Origin of the sequence: Pantoea sp. BR_17, assembly GCF_041955125.1 — a bacterium.
GTDB lineage: Bacteria > Pseudomonadota > Gammaproteobacteria > Enterobacterales > Enterobacteriaceae > Pantoea > Pantoea stewartii.
The window spans coordinates 125442-150692 of the sequence record NZ_JAVAXT010000014.1 but is presented as its reverse complement, the minus strand read 5'-3'; the positions used below and the strand labels follow the sequence as shown (position 1 = coordinate 150692).

Annotated in this window: 29 protein-coding genes; 26 read left to right on the top strand and 3 right to left on the bottom strand. The window is 49.6% G+C overall.

Annotation, left to right across the window (positions count from 1 at the left end):
- Nucleotides 1–113 precede the first annotated feature (113 nt).
- The 22 genes from RAC60_RS19540 (at nt 114) to RAC60_RS19435 (ending at nt 19424) form a co-directional block, all read left to right on the top strand.
- Entirely contained in the window at nt 114–1895 is a 1782-nt protein-coding gene (locus RAC60_RS19540) for an EAL domain-containing protein (protein WP_375094187.1), read from the top strand.
- 846 nt (nt 1896–2741) lie between these two features.
- Nucleotides 2742–3341 carry a LuxR C-terminal-related transcriptional regulator gene (locus tag RAC60_RS19535; protein ID WP_172913222.1) on the top strand — a complete coding sequence of 200 codons (600 nt, stop codon included), beginning with the start codon at nt 2742–2744 and terminating at the stop codon, nt 3339–3341.
- A gap of 17 nt (nt 3342–3358) precedes the next feature.
- Nucleotides 3359–3643 (top strand): hypothetical protein, encoded by a 285-nt coding sequence (locus tag RAC60_RS19530; RefSeq protein WP_205951541.1) that lies wholly within the window; start codon nt 3359–3361, stop codon nt 3641–3643.
- 52 nt (nt 3644–3695) lie between these two features.
- Nucleotides 3696–4400 (top strand): antitermination protein, encoded by a 705-nt coding sequence (locus RAC60_RS19525; RefSeq protein ID WP_324021826.1) that lies wholly within the window; start codon nt 3696–3698, stop codon nt 4398–4400.
- Between the two features lie 207 nt (nt 4401–4607).
- Nucleotides 4608–4829, top strand: a complete 222-nt coding sequence (locus RAC60_RS19520; protein ID WP_324021825.1) for a phage holin — start codon at nt 4608–4610, stop codon at nt 4827–4829.
- A 9-nt stretch (nt 4830–4838) separates the two neighbouring features.
- On the top strand, nt 4839–5345 hold the full coding sequence (locus tag RAC60_RS19515; RefSeq protein WP_172913352.1) for a lysozyme: 507 nt from the start codon (nt 4839–4841) through the stop codon (nt 5343–5345).
- Nucleotides 5326–5727, top strand: coding sequence for a hypothetical protein (locus RAC60_RS19510; RefSeq protein WP_172913218.1), 402 nt, complete (start codon nt 5326–5328; stop codon nt 5725–5727). Before RAC60_RS19515 ends, RAC60_RS19510 begins: the two co-directional genes overlap by 20 nt.
- 215 nt (nt 5728–5942) lie before the next feature.
- A complete protein-coding gene (locus RAC60_RS19505) occupies nt 5943–7310 on the top strand; it encodes a T6SS phospholipase effector Tle1-like catalytic domain-containing protein (protein WP_375094186.1) in 1368 nt (455 codons plus the stop codon).
- Nucleotides 7311–8189: 879 nt separating this feature from the next.
- Nucleotides 8190–8762: a terminase small subunit gene (locus tag RAC60_RS19500; RefSeq protein WP_172913216.1), complete on the top strand. Its 573-nt coding sequence runs from the start codon at nt 8190–8192 to the stop codon at nt 8760–8762.
- Nucleotides 8749–10221, top strand: coding sequence for a DNA-packaging protein (locus RAC60_RS19495; RefSeq protein ID WP_375094185.1), 1473 nt, complete (start codon nt 8749–8751; stop codon nt 10219–10221). The genes RAC60_RS19500 and RAC60_RS19495 overlap by 14 nt, the downstream gene beginning before the upstream one ends.
- A gap of 70 nt (nt 10222–10291) precedes the next feature.
- The gene (locus RAC60_RS19490; RefSeq protein ID WP_375094184.1) at nt 10292–11635 is read left to right on the top strand and encodes a DUF4055 domain-containing protein; all 1344 of its coding nucleotides are present in this window, start codon (nt 10292–10294) and stop codon (nt 11633–11635) included.
- Nucleotides 11636–11741: 106 nt separating this feature from the next.
- Entirely contained in the window at nt 11742–12494 is a 753-nt protein-coding gene (locus RAC60_RS19485; protein ID WP_375094183.1) for a DUF6651 domain-containing protein, read from the top strand.
- A 14-nt stretch (nt 12495–12508) separates the two neighbouring features.
- Nucleotides 12509–13639, top strand: coding sequence for a P22 phage major capsid protein family protein (locus RAC60_RS19480; protein WP_375094181.1), 1131 nt, complete (start codon nt 12509–12511; stop codon nt 13637–13639).
- Between the two features lie 46 nt (nt 13640–13685).
- Entirely contained in the window at nt 13686–14078 is a 393-nt protein-coding gene (locus RAC60_RS19475) for a hypothetical protein (RefSeq protein WP_375094180.1), read from the top strand.
- A 1-nt stretch (nt 14079) separates the two neighbouring features.
- A complete protein-coding gene (locus tag RAC60_RS19470) occupies nt 14080–14721 on the top strand; it encodes a hypothetical protein (RefSeq protein WP_172913214.1) in 642 nt (213 codons plus the stop codon).
- 43 nt (nt 14722–14764) lie between these two features.
- Entirely contained in the window at nt 14765–15526 is a 762-nt protein-coding gene (locus RAC60_RS19465; RefSeq protein WP_375094179.1) for a hypothetical protein, read from the top strand.
- Nucleotides 15527–15569: 43 nt separating this feature from the next.
- The gene (locus tag RAC60_RS19460; RefSeq protein WP_172913213.1) at nt 15570–17123 is read left to right on the top strand and encodes a phage tail protein; all 1554 of its coding nucleotides are present in this window, start codon (nt 15570–15572) and stop codon (nt 17121–17123) included.
- Between the two features lie 33 nt (nt 17124–17156).
- The gene (locus tag RAC60_RS19455; protein WP_172913212.1) at nt 17157–17588 is read left to right on the top strand and encodes a hypothetical protein; all 432 of its coding nucleotides are present in this window, start codon (nt 17157–17159) and stop codon (nt 17586–17588) included.
- Between the two features lie 10 nt (nt 17589–17598).
- The gene (locus RAC60_RS19450) at nt 17599–17970 is read left to right on the top strand and encodes a hypothetical protein (protein WP_172913211.1); all 372 of its coding nucleotides are present in this window, start codon (nt 17599–17601) and stop codon (nt 17968–17970) included.
- A 181-nt stretch (nt 17971–18151) separates the two neighbouring features.
- Nucleotides 18152–18589: a hypothetical protein gene (locus tag RAC60_RS19445; RefSeq protein ID WP_029569572.1), complete on the top strand. Its 438-nt coding sequence runs from the start codon at nt 18152–18154 to the stop codon at nt 18587–18589.
- Between the two features lie 248 nt (nt 18590–18837).
- Nucleotides 18838–19050, top strand: a complete 213-nt coding sequence (locus RAC60_RS19440) for a hypothetical protein (RefSeq protein ID WP_029569571.1) — start codon at nt 18838–18840, stop codon at nt 19048–19050.
- On the top strand, nt 19047–19424 hold the full coding sequence (locus RAC60_RS19435; RefSeq protein ID WP_029569570.1) for a hypothetical protein: 378 nt from the start codon (nt 19047–19049) through the stop codon (nt 19422–19424). Before RAC60_RS19440 ends, RAC60_RS19435 begins: the two co-directional genes overlap by 4 nt.
- Before the next feature lie 51 nt (nt 19425–19475).
- Here RAC60_RS19435 and RAC60_RS19430 read toward each other — a convergent pair whose 3' ends face one another.
- The 3 genes from RAC60_RS19430 to RAC60_RS19420 all read right to left on the bottom strand — a co-directional run bounded on the left by RAC60_RS19430 (nt 19476) and on the right by RAC60_RS19420 (nt 20493).
- Nucleotides 19476–19916: a hypothetical protein gene (locus RAC60_RS19430; protein WP_033774738.1), complete on the bottom strand. Its 441-nt coding sequence runs from the start codon at nt 19914–19916 to the stop codon at nt 19476–19478.
- 48 nt (nt 19917–19964) lie between these two features.
- The gene (locus RAC60_RS19425) at nt 19965–20156 is read right to left on the bottom strand and encodes a hypothetical protein (protein WP_029569568.1); all 192 of its coding nucleotides are present in this window, start codon (nt 20154–20156) and stop codon (nt 19965–19967) included.
- Between the two features lie 73 nt (nt 20157–20229).
- Nucleotides 20230–20493 carry a hypothetical protein gene (locus RAC60_RS19420; protein WP_172913210.1) on the bottom strand — a complete coding sequence of 88 codons (264 nt, stop codon included), beginning with the start codon at nt 20491–20493 and terminating at the stop codon, nt 20230–20232.
- A 495-nt stretch (nt 20494–20988) separates the two neighbouring features.
- Here RAC60_RS19420 and RAC60_RS19415 point away from each other — a divergent pair, with 495 nt between their 5' ends.
- From RAC60_RS19415 to RAC60_RS19400, 4 genes are all read left to right on the top strand, one after another.
- On the top strand, nt 20989–21519 hold the full coding sequence (locus RAC60_RS19415; RefSeq protein WP_172913209.1) for a DUF2778 domain-containing protein: 531 nt from the start codon (nt 20989–20991) through the stop codon (nt 21517–21519).
- Between the two features lie 412 nt (nt 21520–21931).
- Entirely contained in the window at nt 21932–23302 is a 1371-nt protein-coding gene (locus tag RAC60_RS19410) for a hypothetical protein (RefSeq protein ID WP_375094177.1), read from the top strand.
- A 48-nt stretch (nt 23303–23350) separates the two neighbouring features.
- The gene (locus tag RAC60_RS19405) at nt 23351–24214 is read left to right on the top strand and encodes a hypothetical protein (protein ID WP_375094176.1); all 864 of its coding nucleotides are present in this window, start codon (nt 23351–23353) and stop codon (nt 24212–24214) included.
- A 572-nt stretch (nt 24215–24786) separates the two neighbouring features.
- Nucleotides 24787–25077 (top strand): hypothetical protein, encoded by a 291-nt coding sequence (locus RAC60_RS19400; protein WP_172913207.1) that lies wholly within the window; start codon nt 24787–24789, stop codon nt 25075–25077.
- The last annotated feature ends 174 nt before the right edge of the window (nt 25078–25251 follow it).

Here is a 25251-nt window from a genome sequence, read left to right as displayed (position 1 = left end):
CTCTAAAAGATCTTCGTAATTAATAAATGACATTGTTACGGGAAGCTGTATTAGTAGCTTTCATTTTGATTTTTTTCGCGCCGAATCAAGGGTGACGCGGAGGACTGAGACACGTGCTGACCAATCTTACTGGTGATGAAGAACGCCGCTATCGAGCCATCGAAACATTGCGTAGGCCTGACGAAAGTCGGGATGATGTCCTGCAAAAGTTCGTGCGACTTGCCAGTCAGGCTCTCGGTATTCCGGGTAGCTTTATTTCCGTGCTAGATGATGAGAGACAGTACGTCAGAGCAGCCCGAAATTTCGATCTTAAAGAATCATCGCGTGCTGATTCCCTATGTAGGCATGTTGTAGACAATGATAAAATAATGGTGGTTTCAGATACTCTACATGATGAACGGTTCCGAACCCATCCACTGATAACCGGCGCGCCATACATCCGTTTCTATGCTGGTACGCCGTTGAAGAATAGCGAAGACTTCATCCTGGGCACGCTCTGTGTTACTGACAAAGCCCCTCATGAATTTGGTAATGAGAAGGTCGCCACGCTTAAACTTTTAGCTGCACTGGTCATGTCTTTCTTGGAGGCATGGCACTCTACAAGCTTTGTCGATCCTGTGACATCTCTGCCAAACCGTCAGCGCCTCATGCGCGACCTTCAGTACCTTAAAGCGGCGGGAGATAAAACACCAAGGCGGCTCATACTGATCGACTGTATCGATGTTTCACATGCTTACGACCTGGCGCGTTCAATGGGAATAGGGCCGGTGGAAAGCCTGCTGAAAGACGTAGCTATGCTCATGCCGCTTCGTCTGAGGCCAGCACAAAACGATACGATTTATACTGTGGTCACGGGAAGGTTTGCTCTTCTTACACGTGCCGACAGTAGACTAAATGCATCATGGGTAGTGGACAGGCTTCAGGGCATTCATGCTGATATGGGGGATGGGCTTAGTGTCGCTCTGACCACTCGAGCTGGTGAAGTTGACTTTTCTGCAGACAAGTTGCCCTCTCAGGAGGTACTCCGCCGTTCTGTAAGCGCACTTCATGAGGCCGCTGGAAATAAGATTGCCTGGGAGCGTTTCAATGAAGCGTCTGACGTCCGTAGCACACACGATTTTAAGCTGCTGAACGATCTGGCCTTGTCTTTGAGCAACAACGCTGGTCTTTATCTGGTTTACCAACCTAAAATTTCTCTCCAGAGCGGTATTCCTGTAGGCCTTGAGGCGCTTATACGCTGGCGTCATCCAACATTCGGCGAACTCTCACCGGATGCTTTTATTCCTCTTGCTGAGCAGACGCAGTTACTCAGTGACCTTACTGATTGGGTGGTAGATCGGGTTATTGCACGCCTTGTCAGGTTACGTAATAACTTTGTCCAGTTGCCTGTCTCGCTAAACGTCAGTGGTCAGGATCTCGCTCGTCCGGATTTTGCCAATATGCTGGCACAAAAAATGATCAGGGCAGAGCTTCCAGCTTCATTGCTGGGGATTGAGTGCCTGGAGACCGAGCAAATCATCGAAAACGCTGCTGCGATAAAGACTCTCGAAGCGCTCAGGTTGAAAGGTTTCAGTATTTCGCTTGACGATTTTGGTACTGGTCACAGCGATATCAATTATTTGAGGCGTATACCGCTAGATGTTATCAAACTCGACCGTTCACTTATTAGCGGACTCTCATGTGATACAGCATCGCGCATCATTGCTCGCAGCATCATCGGCATGCTTAAGGAACTGAACTATGAAGTGCTGGCCGAAGGGGTGGAAAATGCGGAAACTGTCGCGACTTTAATGAAGTATGGATGCGATCAGGCAAAGGGTTTCTTTTATTCACGGCCTCTTGCCGAACCCGAACTTGATCAGTGGTTGAGCTGGAGGCTACGCAGGCATAGTTGAAATAAGGGTCTTTACTGACAACTGCTCCTTAGTAGGCACAGACAAAATTGCATTTGCCTGATCCCTGTTTTGACTTTAACTAAATCCCCGTACTTACTATCAGAATCAAAAGAGATACTGCAGGTACAGACCGGTGACATTTGGCAATTTAAGCTCAAGGAGTTGAGGTGATGGCGCTCTCATTCTTCAACTACAGTATCGCCTCCGGTTTCGCTGCTTCCCTCTAAAGTTATGGTCTTTGTTGACGATAAATCTGCTGAAAGAGGAAAGGTACCCGAACCTTCATTCTTCATTAGCAAATTCAACTTTGATTGCGTGGTTTCCATGGCCACTTTTTTTATCCCGTCACAGCATCTGTCATTAAATTTATGATTTTCTAATGTGAAAACTACTCTGCATAGTTGAAAAATTCTAAATTAAAAAATTCATGGTGCTTAATTTCTTCTGAAAATGCTTGTAAAAATTCATTATATACCACTGCTTAACTTGAAGGTGTTATTACCTAAACGACCTGTAAACAGTCCTGCTTCGATTAAATAATGCTTTATGACTTCATGCCTCCTAGTCGATATCAATATGTATCTTATTAAGGTTTCTGTTACGTGAGAGTAATTTGGTTTTTCTATTAGGATGCAGGACTAAAAAGACTCTGAAAGTTTCTCTTAATCAAGAGACTGCTGATCGCTTTTTCTAATGTATTCAGTCGGTAAGCTTTTTGGGGGGGCTTTCTGTAATTTGCGCGCTAAAGGATCGCATTGAATGTCCTGAGCATTTTGAGTAGTAATGGATGCCGTTTTTAGGGTGGTTGTTGGTCAGTCACAGCATTCATAAAAAGGGAATAAATATATGAAAAGCCACGAGCGCGGCGTTGTTATTAATGGCAGTATTAATATCCTGCACCAGGGATTGTTCAGACTTATCGAAACAGAGTGCGTTCAAAAAAATCTGCTTGTTCAATACTCAAAAGAGGTTAGACAATTTCGGCTTAATCAACCCTCTGAAAGATTTCCAGGATGTTATCGACTTGCCATTTTGTGCCTGGAGTATGGGGATTTTTTTCCACGCTGGCTGAGTAAATTTCTGACGTTCGCCTGGCAGGCGGAAGGAAATGTTTTGGTTTTTACTGACAGTATCGGGCTGCTCAATCAGCGCAAAAAAGGGTTGCTGAATCGACTCTGTGAGATTGAAGATGTTATGGATGCTTCCATGCCAGTTGAGTCCATTAGGGTGGTTTTGAAGCATCATCTAAGCAAAAAGCATCCTCAGCCTGTAAGGTGTAAAATATCAAAGCGCGAACTCTCCGTTATCGATGGCTTCCTCAACGGCATTGATGCAAGAACCCACTCAATGAACCTTGGCATCGAGACGAAAACGCTCTATCAGCATCGAAAAAACTGTGCCAATAAACTTGGTGTCAGAAATCTCAAAGATTTACTCAGGCTTTAGTTATCGGGGGAAGTAAAGTGCCCGTCATAAACATTCATAAAATCGACTGGTTCCGGCTTCTTACAGACATGAGCCGCCACGGTTATTCTTTGCAGGACATCGCGGAAGAACTGGATGTAGTTACTTCCACGCTTATCGGGTGGAAAAAAGGCGCAAGCCCCCGGCATCATACCGGTGAAGCACTCATTGCGTTGTGGTGTCGGGTGACCGGCAAGAGCAGAAGCCAGTTGCCCAAAGAGAAATATGTGCAGAAATTCATTTTTCACTCGTCAGCACGTAACTGCGGACATTCAGAAAAATGAATGCTAAGCGACTCATAGTGCCGGTGATCCCTTACCGGCACAGAGTCATCCCATGAAACTTGAAAGTGTTGTTAAGTACCACTGCCCACACGCCGTTACGCCCTATGTCACGCAGTCTTCCCTCTCACCCAATGCTATCAATGGCAGCGACATTATGGCTGCGCTGGGTATGACGCTAAAACGCGCGCCTCTCGGTTATTGCGCTTTTTTCGCCAAGATGGGCCTCAGTCGCCACGACCGGCAGCGCGCAATCCGTTTGCTCACAGCCACCGGTCTCAGAGAGTCATCCCGCTATCCGTCGCTCGTGAGTCTGAGCGATAAAGAACGGGAGTCTGTGATTGAGATTATTGCTCATTATGCATTTCTTGATTACGCTCGTGGCCCAGACACTGAGTCCCCATGTCATGCCTGCAAAAGTACCGGCACCAGGAACGGTAAACCCTGCAGTAAATGCGGTGGAAAGGGGACGGTTCGTGCTGCCTGCAAGGATTGTAAGGGACGTGGGCTTTCGATGAACCGGATGAAAAGTCAGTTGCAGGGGGTGCCGGTTTATCAGCCCTGTAAGCGTTGCGCCGGGCGAGGTTATGAACGCGTGGCCTCTGTTGTTGTTTTCAGGGCCGTATCTCAGGTAACGAAGGCGATTTCGCTCGATACCTGGAACAAAAGCCTCAAGCAGTTGATGAATTTCCTGATCACAGAGTTGCACAGAGAAGAAGCCTGGGCTGAAAAGCAATTTTCAAATATTACTAAGTCGTGAGCGATATAAGCGTTAGCGATGATGTAGGTTGCTATTTACTTTTCCATTTTTTGTGTTAAATTACACCCAATGATGGGTTAATGACTCTTCAGAACGCTTCCTGAGCCCTGGCATCTTTGTCAGGGCTTTTCTATTGGTCTGTCGCGCAGAACTTTGTCCGGGCCATCCTTTCGCTCCATTTCTTATTTCTCTGCGTGGCAAAACCTGATGAGCAAACTGACAACTGGTGTCGCATACAGCGCATCTGCGGGCGAGATTGTGCATGGTGTCCTGACCTATTTCAGCCCGGAAGAGTGGAGTGCTGTGGGCGTTTTAACGGGCATCAGCATTGCCACTGTGACCTGTGTAATCAACTGGTATTACAGGCGGAAATCGACGCTCGCTGAAATTCAGGCAATTCGATGCGAATGCCAGGATAAGTCCAGCTGAGGCATGGCTATTTCTCCGTTCCTGCGCAAAAGGCTTCTGGCCGCAGCAGGAACGGGGGCACTCACTCTGGCACTGACGCTGCTTGGTGGACAGGATGGTTTAGAAGGGCGACGCTATGTCCCGTATCACGATGTCGCAGGTGTGCTGACTGTCTGTGACGGTCATACCGGTACAGATATTGTCAGAAACAAAACCTATACCGACCGGGAGTGTGACAGCCTCCTGCATGCTGACCTGAAGCCAATACAGGCAAAAGTGGATAGCCTGGTGACAATTCCCTTGAGCAGATACCAGCGGGCCGCACTTTACAGCTTTGCTTACAACGTCGGACCTGAAGCGTTCTCCAAATCTTCTCTTCTGAAAAAACTTAATGCTGGTGATAAGGCTAATGCATGCAATGAACTGCGCCGCTGGGTCTATTCCGGCGGCAGGAAGTGGAAAGGGCTGATGAAACGCAGAGAAACCGAGCGTGCACTTTGCCTGACAGAGAGCAACGATGACCTTAAGCAGAATTAACTGGGATGCTGTTGCTATCGCAATGCTGTTACTGGTTGTTATGGCGCTTGGTGTTGCCCTTAAGCTGCAGTCCTCTTCCAAAACACTGCTCATGCAACAGATCAGGCAACTGGAGCAGGAAAAGGTTTCATCTGAGGCTATAGCGACGAACCTCCTGATAACGACGAAATTCTTCAACCAAATTGCTCGGGCAACTCAAGATGATAATCAGACCACCCATGCTGAAAGTGAAAGCAGGGTGTTGGTTATTCATAAACTGGTTAAAAGCAGCCGCTGTGCCTCTGTACCTGTTCCTCGTGGCGCTGCTGACCAGTTGCGTGCGCACCGAAACAAGGTTCGTTCCGGTTCCCCCAGCGCCGATACCAGTCAGTTTGCTGGCTGACTGCGCTGTGCCTTTAATCCCTGACCCGTTAACCTGGGGAGAAAGTCTGGAGCTGAATGAGCAATTGCTGACTACGGTGGAGAACTGTAATAACGACAAGGCAGCCATACGGGAGATTGAGCAGCACCGCGCAGCGAACACAATTCATAAAAGCTGAATCAATAGCAGATATTCCCTTTTTAAGTTTCCACCTCTCTTTACTCAGGTCCTTAACAATGAATCCCTCTCCAAATGAAACTTCTGAACGATGCGTTATTCGCATTGGTGTTTTTTTTGATGGTACCGGGAAAAACGGTAATGCGAATAAATCAGAGCAGGACGTTATGTTCTGTGCCACGAATGTTTACAGGCTGTATCAACACTATGGACTCTCTGCAGACGACTCAAAGGGGAGTTGGACTGGCAAAGTATATGTTGAAGGAATTGGTACGTTGAACAACGAACCTGACAGTCTCTATTCCATTGCCACGGGTGATGAAGATATCTGGGGACGTCAGGGGTATGGCCCCGATTCCAAACTTAACTTATGCCATGAGCGAATCAAATCTGAACTCATCAATATGCTATCGAAAGCTGACAGTGGATGTAAAAGCGTGTGCATAGAGTTTGATGTTTTCGGGTTCAGCAGGGGCGCGGTTCTGGCTCGTCATTTTACTAATACCGTAAATGACCAGGCTGCTGAGCTGTCAGTTATGCTCTCCGATGCAGTTAACAAATGTGGTTATCAACTGTCAGGTCGTCCTGTCGTTAATTTTCTCGGGTTATTTGATACCGTGGGGAGCTTCATGGACAAGACGGCGTTCAGTAATGATCCTCATGATACGGCTTACACTCGTAACCTGAAGGTCACGGTACCAGGCGGTGCTGCGAAATATGCATTTCAGTTAAATGCACTGCATGAGTGCCGTTATAACTTATCATTACAAACGCTTTCTGGCTGCTATCCTGAGCTGACGATTGCCGGCGCACACTCAGATGTGGGAGGCGGATATCCAGAGACATTGAATGAGCATCAAAAGGTGTCTGACAGGTTTTTCTTTCCATTTCACTGGGCAAAAACTCGCGTTGAAAATGAGCTCCATGAAACACTTTACAGTGAAAAGTGGCGCTTACTTAAAGGGCGCATTTCTTTTCAGGGTTCGGAGCGCTGGCATTCTATCGCGACCAGTGAACGTGTTGTGAAGGGGCACCTGCAGTTTATAGCTTTTCTGGTCATGGTAATGGTTTCAGAAAAATACGGTTGCACCTATCATCCGGATTATAAAAAATATGAAAGCCTTATCCCTGATGCGCTCAAAGAATACCATCAGCATGTGATGTCAGCGGCGCAGGATGCTCTGGAAGGTAAATCACCTCAGCTGGATAAAACGTTAATCAATAAGGTGATGCCTGACTATGTTCATCTCTCTGCATCATGGGAGACGCTGGCGGATATGTATGGTGACCTGAGACATAACCGTGAGATGCTGATGTGTAGTGAAGAGGAAAGTGGTAACAGTGATAAAGTTATTGACCTGTCCATTATGAACAACTTCTGGCCTAACAGGCCCGATGAAAACTGGAAAAGAAAAATCTTTGGCTGAATAATGGTTGAGGCGGGCACGGAAGTGCGCGGAATTTGCCACAGGTAAGAGCTGCGCCCGAAAGGGCCCGGCTTTTTTTATGACCAAAAATCAGCCCTGACAGTAATCACCTGTCGGGGCTTTTTTGTGCCCGTAGCAAACGTCCGCGCGTCGCATCCCATATCATTCTAAAAAGAAAGAAATTTATCTTTTCAAACAATCATTGAGGTCGCCTCTGGGGGGTTATTGGAGTAAATATGGCGACACCAGATTGGGAGGCCATCGAGTCGTTCTAGTGATTTCATATGTATTTAAAATCATCTGTGTGGTCACCACTAGAATAGAGAGTTATTTGGGTAGGTCTCAATGACTATGACGCTTGAAAGAAGTGAAGGGTTTACTGTGAACTCATTTTCACCCAAGTAACGACTATGATCATTTGGTCCAGCTAATATGGAACAGGCGGGAGCTTCAGCTCTTAAAAGTAGGCCGGGCGAGTTGTATGCATTTAATCCACTTCCGAACATCTCAGCTATCGAAGTGTCTTGTGTCCAGCAAAACCCTATGCGTCCTTCATCGAATCTTGCCTTATTCTCTCCCCGATAGAGTACAAGGTTTGTGCCACTGTAGGGTGGTAACAAGAGCGTAAGTAATTCGGTAAGAAATAAATCGTTGTTGATCTTTTCGCGTATAAAGGCGCCGGACTCAATCCATTTGCTGTGAAAAGCTTCTTTCATGGAGGCTGTGGCAGTCTTGGAATTCTTTATGCTCTTAACATACTCACCCCATCTGTTTCTGCTGTGAATGTAATCAAGAAACTTTCTCTCACCAGACACTTTCGATTGAGGGCGGTTATAAGCAGAAAAATCTTCTAAATTCATATTTTTATTAGGTATTTTAATGGCACTCACCGACAAACAAGAGATGTTCTGTCGAGAGTACCTGGTCGATTTGAACGCAACGCAGGCTGCTATCCGAGCTGGGTATAGCGCAAAAACTGCGAACCGCACCGGCTCTGAAAACCTGTCTAAACATGATATCGCGCAACGCATAAACGACCTTAAATCAGCGCGCATAGAAAGGGTAGAGCTAAATGCAGATTATGTGCTGAAGCGCTTGTTTGAAATTGACCAGATGGACGTACTCGACATCATGACCGATGACATGAGCATTAAGCCTGTTTCGGATTGGCCAACCTCATGGCGTCAATACCTGAGCGGATTCGATCTGGCTGAGATGTTTGAAGGTCGGGGCGAAGAGCGTGAGATGGTCGGCATCCTGAAAAAGATTAAGTGGCCGGACAAAGTCAGAAATCTCGAACTGCTTGGCAAACACATTTCGGTGCAGGCTTTCCGGGAACAGTCCACTCAAGCGCTTACGGGTAAAGACGGTGGTCCGGTGGAGGTTGCACTGCTTACTCGTGAGGAATACCGGCAGGCGCGCCGGGAAATGCTGGAGGATGACGACTGCTAAATATAAGAATGCTGCACGCCGTATAGAGTGCGAAGAGGACGGGCTTTATTTTACACGTTACTTCTTTAAGCAGCGCACCGGCAGTCGAATGATCGTCGCGCCCCATCACCGGGTAATTCAACAGACATTGGACCGGGTGATCAATGGCGATATTCGGCGACTTGTCATCAATCTTCCGCCCGGCTATACCAAGACGGAACTGGCCACCATCAACATGATGGGCCGAGGGTTGGCGCTGAACCGCCGTGCCCGCTTCATGCACCTGTCCTATTCTCACAACCTGGCATTACTGAACTCATCAACCACGCGCAGCATTGTGAAGTCTGCCGCCTTTCAGCGCATGTGGCCGATGGCGCTGCGCGATGATGCAGATAGCAAAGCCATGTGGTGGACCGAATACGGTGGCGGGGTTTATGCCTCGTCGGCGGCAGGACAGGTTACCGGCTTTCGTGCCGGGCATATGGAACCAGGCTGGCAGGGGAGTCTCATAATTGATGACCCTGTAAAGCCTGACGACGCCTTTAGTGAGACGGTACGGAACGGGGTTAACACCCGTTTTAACGAGACCATCCGTTCCCGACTGGCCATCGAGACCACGCCTATCGTGGTCATCATGCAGCGTATCCATTACCAAGACCTGAGCGGTTACCTTTTGCGCGGCGGTAGTGGTGAGCACTGGCATCATCTCAACCTGCCGGTATTGATTGATAACAGTGAGGCTTATTCTTCGTTGTATCCGGAAAACTCCCACGCGATTCCGATCGAACATGGTCTGCCTGACGGCTGGCTGTGGCCTTATAAGCACAACGAATCTCACCGAGTCTCATTGTTTTCACACCGACGCACTGCTGAGGCGCAGTACATGCAGCTCCCGAGGCGGTTTAACGCTGAAGGTGCGCTCTGGACTGAGGCAATGGTGTCCGATGCCCGGACGCTTGAGATTGTACTGGAGCCATCGCGCACGGTCGTCGCCATTGACCCGCAGTCGACTAACAACGAAGAGAGTGATGAAACCGGTATTGTTGTCGCAAGCAGTTACGGGCGAGGTAACGACCAGCTGTTCTCTGCTGATGCGGATTACTCCAGCAAGTTCTCACCTAATGGCTGGGCTAAACGGGCTATCCGGGCTTACGAAGACCATCGGGCTGAGGCGATTGTGATTGAAACAAACCAGGGCGGAGATATGGCAGAAGACACGCTGCGTAATGCTGGATTTCGTGGGCGCATCATTCGCGTCCATGCCAGCAAGGGCAAGTTTGCCCGAGCAGAGCCGATTTCAGCGCTTTATGAACAGGGGCGGGTGGCGCATCACGGAAACCTTTACCAGCTCGAGAACCAATTGCTGGAGTACGTGCCCGCAACAGCAAAAAAATCGCCAGACCGCCTGGATGCACTGGTCTGGGCCATCACTGAACTGTTCCAGCCAAAAGGCACGACAGTGCGACCATTCAATGCATAACTGAAACTCTATGAGCAACGACGTCCGGAAACGATCGCCTAAAATTGAGTTGATGGCCGGATGCTGGCCAATGATTACAGCACTGCTGGGCGGTACGTCTTCTATGCGGCAGGCAGGCAAAACATACCTGCCCAAATGGCCAAACGAGGAGGAGGCCTTCTATCAGAACAGACTGTCGGTCGCCACGTTGTTTCCGGCATTTTCCCGTACGGTCGAGGTGTTAAGCGGAAAACCTTTTTCCCGACCAGTGACCTGGAATGAGGAAGTTGTGCCTGCACGCATACGTGAGATGTTCGGGGATGTGGACCTGCAGGGCACCAATCTGCACTCCTTTCTGGCTGACACCTTTGAAGAGGCGATGGCCTATGGCCTCTGCGGCATCCTTGTTGAACATCCACCTGCGGATAAAAAGCTCTCTCTGGCTGAAGAGCGCCAGCGCGGACTACGTCCATATTTCGTCAGGGTGAATGCCACTAGCCTGCTGGACTACGACTCAGAACGGATCAACGGGCAGGAGACCTTTACGCTGCTGCGCTTTGTCGAAACGATCAGTGAGCGTGACCCGCAGAATGAGTTTGTCGTGAAAAACATTGAGCAGGTCAGGGTACTGAATCCCGGCCACTGGCGGGTTTATCGCGAAAAGCCTGATGCCATAACCGGTGTACTGTCATGGCAGCTACATGACGAAGGAACCACCAGCCTGAAAAAAATCACTTTTGTCCCGGTCTACGGCGACAAACGCGGCTTTATGAACGGCCGGCCGCCGCTGGCTGAACTGGCCTGGCTCAACGTCGAACACTGGCAGTCCCGCAGTGATCAGCAGACCATCCTGCATGTCGCCCGCGTACCGGTGCTCTTCGGAAAAAAGCTCGGTGATGGTCCTATTTCAGTGGGTGCGGCATCGGCCATTCTGTCAGAAGAAGATGAAGCCGACCTGCGTTATGTTGAGCACAGCGGCAAAGCCATCGAGGCCGGTCGCACAGACATCCTCGATCTCGAGGAAAAGATGCGCCAGGTGGGGGCAGAACTGCTGGTGGTAAAACCCGGCCATCGCACCGTGGTGCAGACGCTGACCGATAACGAGGCGAGCACCAGCGCCCTGCAGCGCATGGTCTGCGACCTCACCGATGCAGCTCGGCTTGCACTGCAGTACCTGGCTGAATGGACGGGTGAGCCCGAAGGCGGGCACGTCACCATCTTCAGCGACTTTGGTGCCACTACCCTGGCTGAAGCGTCAGCTGACTTCCTGGTGGACATGTATAAAACGCGGGCGCTGTCAGACGAGACGCTGTTCAATGAGATACAGCGCCGCGGCCTCATCAACAGCGAGCTCCGCTGGTCGGAAGAGCAGACGCGGATACGCGCTATGCCACCACCTTTGCCAGTTAAGCCGGTCACCACACCGCCGGTTTAATTCTCTCCGGGTCCGTGCAGATGCAGGGGCCTTTTTTATTGCCAGCCGCTGCGGATGCAGCGCGGCGCTATGGGCCGGATGGCTCTTACCTGGTTGGATGACCCTGATGAAACTGAAACTCGATGAGAACGGCCATGTGGTCGTAAACGATGGCAAACCCGTGTACGTGCAGGACGACGGCAAAGAGCTGGCATTTGATGCTCCCGGCACCCTGCAAACAATCTCGCGCCTTAATGGTGAGGCTAAGTCTCACCGTGAACGTGCTGAGAGTGCGGAAACGCAGCTGAAGACCTTTGAAGGAATCGATGATCCGGCTGCTGCGCTGGCGGCACTGGACACCGTGAAGAACCTGGAAGACAAGACGCTGGTGGATGCCGGTGAAATCGATAAGGTCCGTACTGAAGCTGTCCGGGAACTGGAAGAGAAGTATGCCCCCATCGTGAAAGAACGCGACGACCTGAGCCAGAAGCTTACGGCGGAGAAAATTGGCGGTAGTTTTGCCCGTTCCAAATTCATCGCCGAGAAGATGAGCATCCCGGCTGATCTGGCGGAAGCCCGTTTCGGCAGCAACTTTCAGGTCGTCGGTGACGCCGTCACGGCGTTTGATCGTGACGGAAACAAAATCTTCAGTGCGGTCAGACCCGGTGAAGCAGCGGGGTTTGATGAAGCGCTGAGCATTCTTGTTGAGCACTATCCGTATAAAGAGCAGATCCTCAAGGGCACTGGCGCATCAGGCGGCGGCTCTTCCGGCGGAAATGGCAACAGTAGCTCAAACACACTTACTCGTGCACAGTTCGAATCCCTCAGCCCTCAGGAGCAGAGCGAACGCGCCTGTGCGGGTGTACAGATTACCGATTAACAGGATAACCCTGCATGTCTAATACCCTGACTCAACTCATTCCTGACCTGTATCAGTCGCTGGACATTGTGTCCCGTGAACTCTGCGGGTTCATTCCCTCCATCACCCTGGACGCCACGGCGGAACGTGCGGCCCTGAACCAGCCTGTCCGCATTCCCGTGACGCCTGCCGCTAAGGCTGAGGATGTGAAGCCCGGTCAGCTGCCTCCGGATGACGGTGACCAGGATATTGGCAATGTACCCATGACCATTACCAAATCGCGAATGGTCCCGTTCCGCTGGGAAGGCGAACAGCAGAAGGGCATTAAATCCGGCCCGGGTTATCATGGTATCCGCCGTGACCAGGTCACGCAGGCCATGCGTACGCTGGTCAATGAAATTGAATCTGACTTGGGGCAACTGTTCCGCCGCGCATCTCGTGCAGCCGGTGAAGCGGGCAAAACGCCGTTTAAGGATACGCTTACTGATACTGCGCAGGTGCGTAAAATCCTCACTGACAATGGCGCACCACTGAGCGATTTGCAGTGCGTTATCGACACCACAGCCGGTGCCGCACTTCGCACCATGGCGCAGCTGACTAAAGCCAATGAGGCAGGCACCACGGCCTTACGTGCGCAGGGCACGCTGCTCGAACTGCATGGCTTTACCCTGCGTGAGTCGGCGGGGGTGGCCTCGCTGAATGGCCCGGCGGGGACCGCGTATAAACTCGGCGGAGATGACAAAATTTCTGTCGGGTCACACTATATCCCGGTCGCGATTCCAGCAGGACAGGTTTCCCCCGGTGATGTGATCATCGCAGGCAGCCAGAAATACATCATCGCCCGTGTGGATGCGGAAAAAGGTGTCTACATTTTTGCTCCGGGCCTGCGCGAAGACATTCTGAAAGGTGCTGAGCTTAAAGTCGTCGGTAAATTTACCGCCAACTTCGCCTTCAGCCGCTCTGCCATCATTCTGGCCACACGCGCCCCGGCGCTGCCGGAAGAAGGCGACATGGCGGATGACCGCATGATGATCACCGATCCGCGCACCAACATGTCGTTCGAAGTCTCCATGTACAAACAGTATCGCCGTGTGCGCTATGAAATCGCCGCGGCATGGGGCTGTCAGAACATCAAACCGGAACACAGCGCCCTGTTGCTGGGCTAATCCCGGTCAGCCATTTCAGACAATATCCTTTCAGATGAGGTCATACATGCTGACACCCCAGCAGCAGGCCGACGCACGTCGCTATATGGGCTATCCCATGACCGGCGACATCTCACCTGACGATCGCAGTGATGCGGCATACGCGCAGGTCACGTCGGGGCGTTACCAGACGCTGGCTCACCGGCTGACATCGCTGCGGACTGAGGAGGAAGCCATCGTAGTGAATTATCTGATAACGCTGGCCGGTCTGGAAAGTGGCATCATCCGGGCAGCAGATAACCTTGATACGGATAAAGCGGCTGTCTGGCAGCGCAACCGGTCAGAGGTGTCAGACCGCACGCGACTCTACAATCAGTGGCGTCGACAGCTCTGCGGACTGCTCGGTATCCCACCTGGCCCGTCGCTGAGCAACGGTACATCAGTTGTGACCCGGTGCTGATATGGATGCATTACAACTTGCCTCTAAGGTGGATCAGGGGAATGGTAAAGCAGCAAAACGCCTTGGCATCAAGGCAATCCATTACCGTGCCACAACAGCCTTTAGTCCACTTAAAGCAGAACCTCTCAAGCATCTGCATGCTTCATTTATTAAAGATTATGGCTATATGCGCCCTGCGCGATTTGGGGAGGCGGCGCGAATCGGGATTTTTGATACAGCCGGTGTTGAAGTGGGTGATGTTCTGGTCTCATCAGAGGGGACGTATTACGTTGCCGCAATGCCATTGCTGCAACCTGTTCTCTGCGTCAAAGCCGAACGAATGATTAGCCTCAGGCGAACAGGCTATAATGGCCACAGAACGGGGATTCAGGATTACAGCGGTATCACTGCCGCCAATGAAAAACTTATCATGTCGGACTGGCCTGCGAGTATTCTGTTGACCCGAATGGGCGCACACTCGCCGCTGAAAATCCCCGGTGAAACCAGCAGCGCGTGGCATACGATTCTGATGCCAGCTTTCAGAGGCATTGCCGTACATAGCGGCGATTTTATAACAGATGATACCGGTCAGCGTTACGTCCTTACCGGTACAGAGCTGACTGATAAAGGCTGGCGTCTGACTGCTATGAAGGTGACAGTGTAACGTGGCAAGCGTGGGTGATGTCTGCCTTTTTATCGCCAGGCGGGTGGAAAATACGATTTATCCGGGCGGAAATCGCTTGCCCGGCATCATTAATGCTGCGGTAAAAATCTATCCAGGCTGGCCAGTGCCGGGAAGCTTAGAGACAGACATTAATGCCGGTGGTGTGCACATTTCAGTCTGGCCGTTGCCTGCAGAACGCAAAATCAACGGCGCACTGGGCAGGCCCTGGCGCATTCTACCTAAATGCGAACCGCCCTTGCAGATTACAGTGAATGACAATGTCATAAGCGTTTCAGGTGTCTCATCGGCACTGACACACGTGCGGTTAAAGCTTGACGGGAAAGACTCCAGCTTCCAGTTCAGGCCACAAACAAAAGCTGAAGAGGTCGTTAAAATCCTCTCGGGAGCATTTCCTCACACATTCACTGTGGGCAGAAGTCTGTACGGCTTAAACGCTGAAAACATTTCAGCCGCGGTTACTACAGCGGGTATTGCCGTCAGAGAGCAGCACAGGCAAGTTAAAGATTTTCAGGTTACGGTCTGGGCGCCTTCGCCCGCTCTCAGAGAACGAATCGGCAGTGCCATCGATGGTACGCTGTCAGAGGAGTGTCATATCGACCTCAATGATGGGGTGCCCGCTCAATTGCTCTACCTTCGACAGTTTGATTCTGATAAAGCAGAAAACTGGCATGTTTACCGGCGAGACCTGTTTTTTAGCGTGAACTTTGCCACTACCCAGAGCATGACTGCACCCGAGATTATCAACGCTGTTGTCAGCCTCAATGGCCAGCCTGTTAAGCCCTAAAGCACGAACCATCCGAATCACGCAAAACACGGAGTACTTCTTCATGCCGATTTATTCAACCGGCGACCTCAACACATCCGCACTTACCGCACCTGACCTTTATGTGCAGGTGGTTCCGCCTAAGACACGCTTCATCAATGGCATCGCCACCGACAGTCTGGGGTTGGTGGGCGTGGCAAGCTGGGGGCCAGTTAACAGCGTCTTTAAGATAGGCTCAGATAATGACATGGCGTTTCTCCTTGGCCCACCTAAAGACCGGCAATATGACCTGGCCACCGCAACAACGATTTCACTTCAACTGGGTGTCTCTAATCTCAATTGTGTGCGTGTGACCAATGGTCAGGATAAATCGGCCAGTGGCAAACTCTCTGAGAACAGCCTTAAGAAAGCGCTCTTGTTGACGGCTGTTTACAGTGGTACACGCGGAAATAATATCCGCGCAGGAATAAGCCCCGGTACCGCGGTAAACACTAAAAAGCTTACAGTCAGTCTGCCGGGTGTGAGCGCTGAGGTGTTCGATAACCTCAAAGGTGAAGGCGATGAACTCTGGAAGGCTATGACCGATGCGGTTAATCAGGGACAATTAAACATCCGGGGCCCAAGCCAACTGGTGCGCGCAAAAGTTATTGAGTCTGATGCAACGGCTCAGACACCCGTAACAGAAGTCACTCTCAGCGGCGGCGCGGATGGCGCGACCGGCATTACAGATTCCATTTTACTTGGTAATGATGGCACAGATATGCCCCGCAAGGGGATGTATGTCCTGAGAGGCACCAACTCGCAGGTCATTAATCTGGTGGATGTTACCGCAAAAGAATGCTGGCCAGCCATGGCGAAATTTGCTCGTTCAGAAGGGGCGTATGCCGTCGCCCAGGGAGCGGCTTCAACCGACTGCAAGGTCATGTCCGATGCACTCAACAGTTCAGGCGTGGATGACTGGCACTTCAAACTGATGGTAGGTGACTGGCCATTCTGGAAAGACACTGCTAACGGCACTAACCGCATGATCGCACCTGCAACGTTCGAGGCAGCGAATATTGCAGCCCGATCACCTCATATCTCTACCCTTAACAAACGTATACCAGGCATCATTGCGACTGAGCGTCAGCTCGCTGGCCGCCCTTATTCAGTCGCCGAAATTGGCAACATTAACTCAGCACGACTTGATGTCATTACCAATCCCTGTCCGGGCGGAAATTATTTCGGTATGCGATCGGGGCGAAATACCTCTTCCTGTCCGACCCAGAACGACGACACCTATACCCGAATGACCAACTTCCTGTCACTCACGATTGCGGCGAGCTTTGGCAGCGTGGTCGGTGACAATCAGACGGCTGATCTGCGCCGCGAAACCAAGAGCACTCTTGAATCATTCCTGTCCAATCTTGAGAACCTGAAGATGATTGGCGACCCAAATGGCGGGCCCGCGTTTACTGTGCGCCTTGATGCGGTAAATAACCCTGACTCCCGCGTTGCCCAGGGCTACATGACCGCAGATGTGCAGGTGAAATATCTTAACGTGGTGCGCTACTTCCTGGTGAATCTGGAAGGCGGTGGCAGCGTATCCATCTCCGTCGCAAACGACTTAACTCACTAACGCGTAAAACGTCAATCAATCCGGAGATAAATCATGCCAACCCTTGGCTATACCGTAGGCCGCGACATTGCTGTCGACATCAATACGCCGACGGGCAGGCTGCGCATTCCCAAAATCATCAGTTTTGATTCAAAGCCACAGGTCTCGACGCAGAAAATAACGCCGCTAAACGGCATCACCGACGAACTGCAAATCCCGACCGGCTGGCATGGCACCTTCACCGCCGAGCGAATGGATGCCACGCTGGACGACTTCTGGGCAAAGTGGGAAGACAACTACTACAACGGCATCGACCAGCCCCGTGGCACCATCACCGAAACCATCACAGAAGCCAGCGGAACATTAAGTGTGTATCGCTATGAAGGCGTGTCGTTTCACCTCACCGATGCCGGTAACAAGCAGGGTGAGAAAACGGTCAACCAGACGCTGTCCTGGACAGCAAGTCGCCGTAAAAAAGTTAACTGAGGACTGAAATGTGGTTCACGTAAAAGTTCATGAAACACCTCCGGCATCAATGACTGAGGAAGAGGTCAAACCAAACCAGCTCAAAGATGCCACTGGTCGAATTATCACCTTAAGGGAGTTGGACCCCGTTCAGGAATCCCGTCTTACTGTCGCCATTGGCCCGGAAATGGCCATCAACGTCATGTACATGAACATGTATGCCTTCCCGGTCGCGGCGGTTGCTGACATTGATGGTGAAGAGTACCCAGTCCCGCAGACTCCCAAACAGATTGAGAGCATGTTGGCCATTCTTGGTAAAGGCGGCCTCAAGGCGGTGACTGCCGCGCTGCGCGAAAAGTCGAAAGCGGATGACGAGGCTACGGAAACTGCCGCAAAAAACTAGCGCAGAACCCCGAGTTTATTAACCAGTGCTGGTTGATGAAATCCGGGGTTCCGTTCAGCGTCATATTTCCCAGTCTAACCGTGTTGATGCCCCATGAACGTATCGCCATGGGTGTCGTAATGCGTGAGTTTGAAGGTAGCATCTATAACTGGAATACGGGTAGATGGGAGGAGAGTAAGTAATGGACCTCGAGCAGTTTGCCAGGCAACTGTCCTCAGCCTCGGCACAAATTGCCACTGATCTTGAATTCACTTTTCACGCCATCGTGAAAGAGATTGAGGAAACTGCGAAAGAAGAGATTGGCGTTTACCAGCCTGCTTACGGGCCGTTCGAAGCTTGGTCCCCGCTTGCTGAATCAACCAAAGCCGATCGCGTTCGCTTGGGTTATACCGAAGACAACCCATTGCTGCGTTCAGGAAAGCTCAGAGACTCAATCGAGAGTGAAATTGTGGGGCTGGCGGCCATTGTCGGAACCAAAAGTGAAATCGGGTTGTGGCAGGAAGTGGGTACTGACCGTATTCCGCCGAGGCCTTTCATTGGAACTGCATACGTCAGGAAGATTGACCCGTTGACGGATTTGATTGGATTGGCGATAACACGTGGATTGAAGGTTTTCTGAATGTATGTGAGGTTAAGGTTAAGCTAGAAATTGCCGATATAGATGCAAAAGGGAGTTGCTCAGGAAGTATGTTTTATGCTTTTCTTGAGCAACACATAAAACGCCATTAGTTGATGAAATCGAGTTTTCGGCAACAATCATCCAACAGATGAGTGGATTTTGCTCTAAAATGAGAGAAAATCGGCGTCCGTTTAATCGACCATATAAGCTATCGCAGGCTCCAATAGTCTCGGCTAAGGAGAACAATCATGACAAAATTTAACATGCAGGTTAAGCAGAACTATGCTTCTTTCTTTTTTAAAGAAAGTGATAAGTGTGTGATTGTTGACAGCTTTGATAACCAAGAATTCGATGTGCGCGTCGGTACTATTGCTCAGAGTAAGCATATTGGGACAGTGAGCGCATACTCTGACGAAGAGCTAAATGAGAAGTTAGAGCGAGTAACGGCAGACTATCTATGACGATAACGCGTCAAGGTTTGGATGATCTTGAGGCGATAATTAATGATTGCCTTGAGACTGAGTGCATAGAGATGACATTTTCGGGACATTTCTCTTTCGATAGAGTAAACGACCCGAGGAATAACCCTGCCATAACTCTTAAAGAACTTGAAGATATCTTCAATAAATTCAAAGCGGCTCATGCCAAAATCGTGTCTGGCTACTCTGCAAGTGATACCTTCGTACTGAAGTGCAAGAAATCAAAAATCAATTTACCATGTGGCGTTGAGTTGACTAGAAAGCATGGTAAACCTTGGATGAAGATCACAGTGATGACGGTTATGAGGAAAGCCCCATTTTTTACGAATGATAAATACGAATTGTTTGTGAATTAAATGAGATCAATCATTCATTGATTGCAAGTAACCCACAATCAATCGGTTTTATTATTTAATTAGCTCACAATTTTCTGATGCATATGCTTTAGCTGCCTCTTCGCCCCATCGCTGCTTTAACTCTGCAAAAGATAGTTTGGTAATTTCCTGTTTAGGTATTTTATCTTTAATCTTTTTTGTGCTCTCTTCAAAAATACCAGCTAGTATAAAGCCTTCATAAAAATCGTTGTTCAATTCAGCACCAGATTTAGCAAAAAAACCACTGTCTATTGCCTTCCTAATTGAAGATGTCTGCATGGCTTCAGCTAAAGATGACTTGAATAAATGAAGAAGCTCTCGAGTTCGGGTTGGTTTAGCCTGAAGTTCATCTACATTAAACATAGACAAGTAGCCAAGGCATCTACCTGAAGCACCAACTTTGTCAGTGCTTGTTTCAGTACCATTTACAGTTAAAGAAGTAAGCATCATTGAAAAAAAAGCTAATACTAACATTGATTTTTTCATTATCGTAAATCTCAACAAGATTATTCTGTGCTTTTATTATCCGCGCGGAAGACTTGGCCACTTTTTATAAGCGAAGATAAAAAGCATGAAAAAGTGAAGGCCTGGACAGGAAAGTAGGATAGCCATCTTCCATCCGAAACCAGCTTTCTGAGCCATGCGAAAGCAGGGGATAAACATTAAAAACCAGATGATCAGCGACAGGGCTGCGAGAGGGTTTGGTTGTTCCATTGATCGTTCTCCTTGATTTGCACGTCTTTGGTATCGGCAGCAGGCCTGATAATGTTCAGATGATGAACACTGCTCATTGGTTGCGTAGCAAATTAATCTGAGCAAGCAGGCGCTGTAATGTGTGAATGTTTTTGTGAAGCATGTATTGCATTTCAACATCCCAGTCAGGGCATGTAGCAAGATCGGCATTGCACAGTTTTATGACAAAGTGAATTGCAGCGATTTCGTCCCGGCGACAGTTTCCCGCGATTGAACGGAGTTGAGCATCACTAAGTGGCTCATGTGGCGTTTCAGCCAAGGCTTTTTCAAAGTGCCGGTAAATGGTTTCTACTGACATGCTCGTCTTTCACAAGATTGGCTCAGGCGTACTATTATATTTCGGCACCCTGACTGAAAACTTAAGCTGTTCTTTGGTATTTTCACTCTTTTAGTCATCTTAAAAAGCCCAAGAGAGTGGACTTTGAGTAAAGATGCCATACGATCACTCAGTATCGCTTCTCATAATGGTTGCCAGTACGGGAATTTTTGTATTTCCCATACTTGTGAGATGAGCCGTGTCCTCCAGCGTAGTGCCAGCCACGTGCATAGCTTATAGATGGAGTCAGAAGAGCCAGAGTGATGAGTGCTATGATTGTTTTTTCATCTGTAAGTTCTTAACCTTGCCATATGGGAACGCCCCATTAGCAATATACACTCAAGTATAGAAATAAGAATCCTGATGAAAGAACAGGGTTTTCGTGTGAACCAAACACGAATGCTGTTCAAATCAACAGTTAAAAATCTTAGCATTCCGCGTTAACATTTCAGTATCTAAACGAACGGATTTCGCCTTATGCTCAATATGCGAATGGTTTACGACGATGAGTCGCGTAAGAGCGGCAAAGGGGAGTTGATTGTCTATGGAATCGGGAGGTTTCCTGTCCTCAGCGGCCGCAAACAGCATATTAACGATCCTAACTGTGAATATCTTGCCGATGAGGGTTCAATTCCCGTAGGTCGCTACTGGATTGTTGATGCACCGCAGGGTGGCATATATACCCAAGCCCGGCGGGCTTTCCTCGATTTTCTGCATAACACTAATCACTCTGAGTGGTTCGGTCTCTATAACACCCAAACTATGAATGATTACACCTATGTCAATGGTGTGAAACGTACTGGTTTTCGGCTGCACCCTTTGCGCCCGGATGGTACCGGTGAATCATGGGGCTGCATAACGCTGTTCAGGGTTAGTGATTTTGAGCAGATAAGACAAGCCCTGTTGCGAACAAGTAAAATGACAGTGCCTGGCTCACGCAGTGGGTTAATGGCTTATGGCTACGTAGATGTGATGGGCAAAGCTGATTATGCAAAATGCGTTGATTAAAAAGATCGCCGTAGGTGTTGTTTCGCTGGTTTCAGCTGTGCTTCTCATAAAGTACATGACACCACTCAACAATCTTATTTTCAATTTTGGTTCATGGCTTTTCTTCAAGCTTGGCCCGGGAGGACTGGGTTGGGTTGGAAGTGACTACGAGTGGGGAGAAGATCCCGTTACTTTTTTCGTGGCTCTGTTAGCGGTGTTGTTTCTCGGATGGTTGATATCGAGGATTATAAGACGCATTTTTTCTGTCACTAAAAAATCCTCTTAAGCTAAATTTCACGACCCGTTGATTTACATACTGGGTTCAGGTGAGTTCTGGTATGGTTTTACTGGTTAAATGAAATCCAATAGATAGTTCAATTTTAATAAGACCCAGCTGAGCTGGGTTTTTTTATGCTCATAAAACGAGGTCCTCATGGATGTTCAGGCTTACCGTGTAGCCGTGCGTCTGGTGCTGGATGACCAGATTACGCGCCAAATGCTGAAGGTCAGCCGTGATGCAATCGAGCTCAACAAAAAGTTCGCCACTATAACTAAAAACATCAAAGCGCTGAGCAGCGCAGCCCGAGAGGCGTCTTCAGCGCTGCGGGGACTTAACCGCTCTCTGAATAATCAATTCTCTGCTGCCGCCCGAGGTGCGAGAGAATATGCCGGTGCTATCCGTTCAGTAGCCGAACAGGCACAGCGCATGAATCGCGTTACAAGTAATCTGCCTTTGGTTGCTGGAAGCTACAGTGCAGCGATGACGTTACCGCTTCTGGCCGCTGGCGCAGCAACTGCAGGAGCTGGTGGGCGCGGTGGTGGATACGGCAATAATGGTGGCGCACTTGGTCTTCCTCCCCCTCCAGGCTCGGGCGCGGGGTGGCATGGATGGAAAAATGGTGTACCACCTGGAGGCTGGGGTGGCGGAAGTGACGGTGGCGGTGGACGTGTGGCTGGCGGAAGCTCCTTTTCAGACGGCATGACTAATCTGGCTACCGGATATCTGAGTCTGAAACTGCTAAGAGGCTTTGTGGATGAAGCTGCACGGTACCAGACTATGACTGAAAAGTTCAGGCAGTTCGGTATGGGGCCGACTGCCACGCGTGAAGCTCAGCATTTCGCGGAAACTTCGCGAATCCGGGGAGCATCAACAACCGACATGCTTAAATATCTCATGGAGGCTCAGGGGGTATTCAGCGAGTCCGGCGCTAAAACGCTCGATGAGCAGCTGCGCGCCGCAAAAATAGCGGCACCGGTGTTAGCGCGTATCAATTTCGCGTCCAGAGGGCTGGATGAACATCAGCGCGAAGCCACGACCGCTAAGCAAATGGACATGTTACGCTTCACGGAAACCGCTGGCGGACTTAAAAGTCCAGAGCGTTTTAATGAGCTAATGGATTCGGCTTTCCGTGCCATTCAGTCTTCTGGTGGAAATGTTGACTTCACCCAGTACCGTCAATTCATGGCAAAAGCGGGGACCTCAGCGTTTAACCTCACCAACGAAGCCTTGTTTGCAGAGCTGGAGCCGATTATCGGCGAGCTTAAGGGCAGTTCAGCGGGTGATGCGCTGATGACGGCTTATAACCGGTTAAACGGTATTGTGAAGCTACCTAATCAGGTCACGCACGACCTGATTACTCTGGGCATATGGGATGCCAACAAGATTGAACTCAACAGTCTGGGCGGAGTGAAGCGCTTTCGCGGCAATCCCCTTATCAACCCAAAGCTATTCAGCCAGTCACCGGTTGAATACTATGAAAACGTCATCCTGCCCATTTACCGCAATCATCAGTTCACGCAATAACAGACGCAGCGCATGAATGCCATGATATTCGGGCGGACTGGCGGCAAGATGTTCAGTCTCATCGATAAACAGCTTGAGACCATTCATCACCGTGTTGATGCGTACGCAATGGCACGCGGACTTAACGAGGCCTATGGCGCGGTCAGCGGGACCTACAACGGTAAGCTCATCGACTTTCATAAAAAATGGCAAAATCTGCAACTGGTCATGGGTAAAGACGGGGGGCTGCTGGACACGTTCACGCACTGGCTTGAAAGCCTTACCCATTCTGTTCAAATGATGACGGCAATTGCGCGCCACCATCCAGACATAGCCAAGTTTGCCGGGCATGCTGCACTGGCCATTGCGGGTCTGGCGACCCTCAGTGGTGGATTCTGGGCGCTTAAACATGCGGCAGGGGCGTTAATCACACCCTTTAAGCTTGTGAATACTGGCATTGACCTGTTAATTGGCCGGAATGCTACAACGGGCCTGACTGGCCTTGCGGCTGCTCTCTCAGGCCTCCCGGGCATCGTCTCAGCCGTCACGCTCGCTGCGCTGTATCCTGGAAAAACGGTGACTCAGAGCCGGGAAATGGCTGAACGTGACAGACTAGCCAGGCAGAATGCGAGAGAGCATGGCGTAATATACAGACCATGGATACCAACGCAGGCTGACTTCGATAATCAAAGATTGCGCGCGCAGACTTATCGTAAAACCGGTATCTATCCCAATATACCACCTGTAGAAGTTCCGAGAACAGCGCAGCCAGTCAACCTTCTTATGACACATGAAGGCCGGCAAATACTGGTTGCGACGGTCATCAATGGATTAAGTCAGCAGGCATCCAGAGCGCCTTCATCCACCAGCACCTTCGACCCATCAATGCTGATGGTCTATCCCGGGCAGTCAGGTGAACTCTCAATACCGTAACTTCATACGGCGCGGCCAAAACTGAGGGTACTCTCAACCTGTTCCCGCTTTCTCAGGATTCTGAATCTTGATATCGCCATGCTGTTGACTACAGGGGTGATTGTAAAATCACAAGGGCTGGTATTTAACAGCTGTTATCGGATGAGAATATGCTTAAGAGTCGTCTTGTCGTTGCTCTTGTTTTAATGGGCTCTGGCGCTATGTCCGTTTCGGCTGGCTTGCCAAATCGTCCGGTAGGTGAAGAGGATGCAAAATCGAAGCTCCATGCTCCATTACTGGAGGGGTTTGATCAGAACGAAGCTTTGATTCGCGCTAAATTGCTGAATGACCCGATGTCTCCAGTTGTGGGGGGGCAAAGTACCCTACGTTGAAGAATGTAACCTTCACGAACTATGACTGTACATCAAAAATTTTGACAAGCCTGATTAAGCGATAAAGGCTCTTATATCGCTCATTAAAAGCAAACGTTGACCTGTTCAGAATAAATACAGCTAATGGTTCCTTTTCATTCAATAGATTTTCAGTGTGATGAATTAATTTATTCCTCTTATCAATAAAAGGGGTATGAGGATATGCGTACTGTTGCTGTTTCACTTGCTATGGCCATGAGTTTGCTTTGGGTTGGTGCTCCTGAGGCTAAATCAGCTCTACAAACTGACGATCAGATCCGTCAACTAATCATTGAAGATTCTATTGCTTCATACCCGGGAGTTTGTGCCTGCCCTTTCAATACAGCTCGAAATGGCAGTAGTTGTGGAAGAAGAAGCGCGTGGAGTAAGCAGGGGGGTTACTCCCCAATTTGCTACAAGAAAGAAGTTTCAAAAGCAATGGTAGATGAGTGGCGTAAAAATAAAGCTGCTTAATCAAACCCGCGAAAGCGGTTTTTTTTATGACACAGGGGTGCATCTCCTCATCCCGGTCATTAGCTAAACGTCTGGCAAGAAAAACCATAATTATGGGAATACCGCTCAAAGGGCAAAGAGTCGGGATTAGCCTTGCCCGACTTATTTTCATTTTCCAATCATAGGCGTAAGACA

Excerpts from the sequence above, each read along its gene's own strand:
- RAC60_RS19430 (WP_033774738.1), bottom strand. The coding sequence starts at position 19,916 with ATGTTAGTATTAGCTTTTTTTTCAATGATGCTTACTTCTTTAACTGTA.
- RAC60_RS19505 (WP_375094186.1), top strand. The coding sequence starts at position 5,943 with ATGAATCCCTCTCCAAATGAAACTTCTGAACGATGCGTTATTCGCATT.
- RAC60_RS19510 (WP_172913218.1), top strand. The coding sequence starts at position 5,326 with ATGACCTTAAGCAGAATTAACTGGGATGCTGTTGCTATCGCAATGCTG.
- RAC60_RS19400 (WP_172913207.1), top strand. The coding sequence starts at position 24,787 with ATGCGTACTGTTGCTGTTTCACTTGCTATGGCCATGAGTTTGCTTTGG.
- RAC60_RS19445 (WP_029569572.1), top strand. The coding sequence starts at position 18,152 with ATGGACCTCGAGCAGTTTGCCAGGCAACTGTCCTCAGCCTCGGCACAA.
- RAC60_RS19460 (WP_172913213.1), top strand. The coding sequence starts at position 15,570 with ATGCCGATTTATTCAACCGGCGACCTCAACACATCCGCACTTACCGCA.
- RAC60_RS19520 (WP_324021825.1), top strand. The coding sequence starts at position 4,608 with ATGAGCAAACTGACAACTGGTGTCGCATACAGCGCATCTGCGGGCGAG.
- RAC60_RS19500 (WP_172913216.1), top strand. The coding sequence starts at position 8,190 with ATGGCACTCACCGACAAACAAGAGATGTTCTGTCGAGAGTACCTGGTC.
- RAC60_RS19415 (WP_172913209.1), top strand. The coding sequence starts at position 20,989 with ATGCTCAATATGCGAATGGTTTACGACGATGAGTCGCGTAAGAGCGGC.
- RAC60_RS19475 (WP_375094180.1), top strand. The coding sequence starts at position 13,686 with ATGCTGACACCCCAGCAGCAGGCCGACGCACGTCGCTATATGGGCTAT.
- RAC60_RS19440 (WP_029569571.1), top strand. The coding sequence starts at position 18,838 with ATGACAAAATTTAACATGCAGGTTAAGCAGAACTATGCTTCTTTCTTT.
- RAC60_RS19420 (WP_172913210.1), bottom strand. The coding sequence starts at position 20,493 with ATGTCAGTAGAAACCATTTACCGGCACTTTGAAAAAGCCTTGGCTGAA.
- RAC60_RS19495 (WP_375094185.1), top strand. The coding sequence starts at position 8,749 with ATGACGACTGCTAAATATAAGAATGCTGCACGCCGTATAGAGTGCGAA.
- RAC60_RS19455 (WP_172913212.1), top strand. The coding sequence starts at position 17,157 with ATGCCAACCCTTGGCTATACCGTAGGCCGCGACATTGCTGTCGACATC.
- RAC60_RS19485 (WP_375094183.1), top strand. The coding sequence starts at position 11,742 with ATGAAACTGAAACTCGATGAGAACGGCCATGTGGTCGTAAACGATGGC.
- RAC60_RS19425 (WP_029569568.1), bottom strand. The coding sequence starts at position 20,156 with ATGGAACAACCAAACCCTCTCGCAGCCCTGTCGCTGATCATCTGGTTT.
- RAC60_RS19480 (WP_375094181.1), top strand. The coding sequence starts at position 12,509 with ATGTCTAATACCCTGACTCAACTCATTCCTGACCTGTATCAGTCGCTG.
- RAC60_RS19410 (WP_375094177.1), top strand. The coding sequence starts at position 21,932 with ATGGATGTTCAGGCTTACCGTGTAGCCGTGCGTCTGGTGCTGGATGAC.
- RAC60_RS19490 (WP_375094184.1), top strand. The coding sequence starts at position 10,292 with ATGATTACAGCACTGCTGGGCGGTACGTCTTCTATGCGGCAGGCAGGC.
- RAC60_RS19525 (WP_324021826.1), top strand. The coding sequence starts at position 3,696 with ATGAAACTTGAAAGTGTTGTTAAGTACCACTGCCCACACGCCGTTACG.
- RAC60_RS19435 (WP_029569570.1), top strand. The coding sequence starts at position 19,047 with ATGACGATAACGCGTCAAGGTTTGGATGATCTTGAGGCGATAATTAAT.
- RAC60_RS19470 (WP_172913214.1), top strand. The coding sequence starts at position 14,080 with ATGGATGCATTACAACTTGCCTCTAAGGTGGATCAGGGGAATGGTAAA.
- RAC60_RS19535 (WP_172913222.1), top strand. The coding sequence starts at position 2,742 with ATGAAAAGCCACGAGCGCGGCGTTGTTATTAATGGCAGTATTAATATC.
- RAC60_RS19405 (WP_375094176.1), top strand. The coding sequence starts at position 23,351 with ATGTTCAGTCTCATCGATAAACAGCTTGAGACCATTCATCACCGTGTT.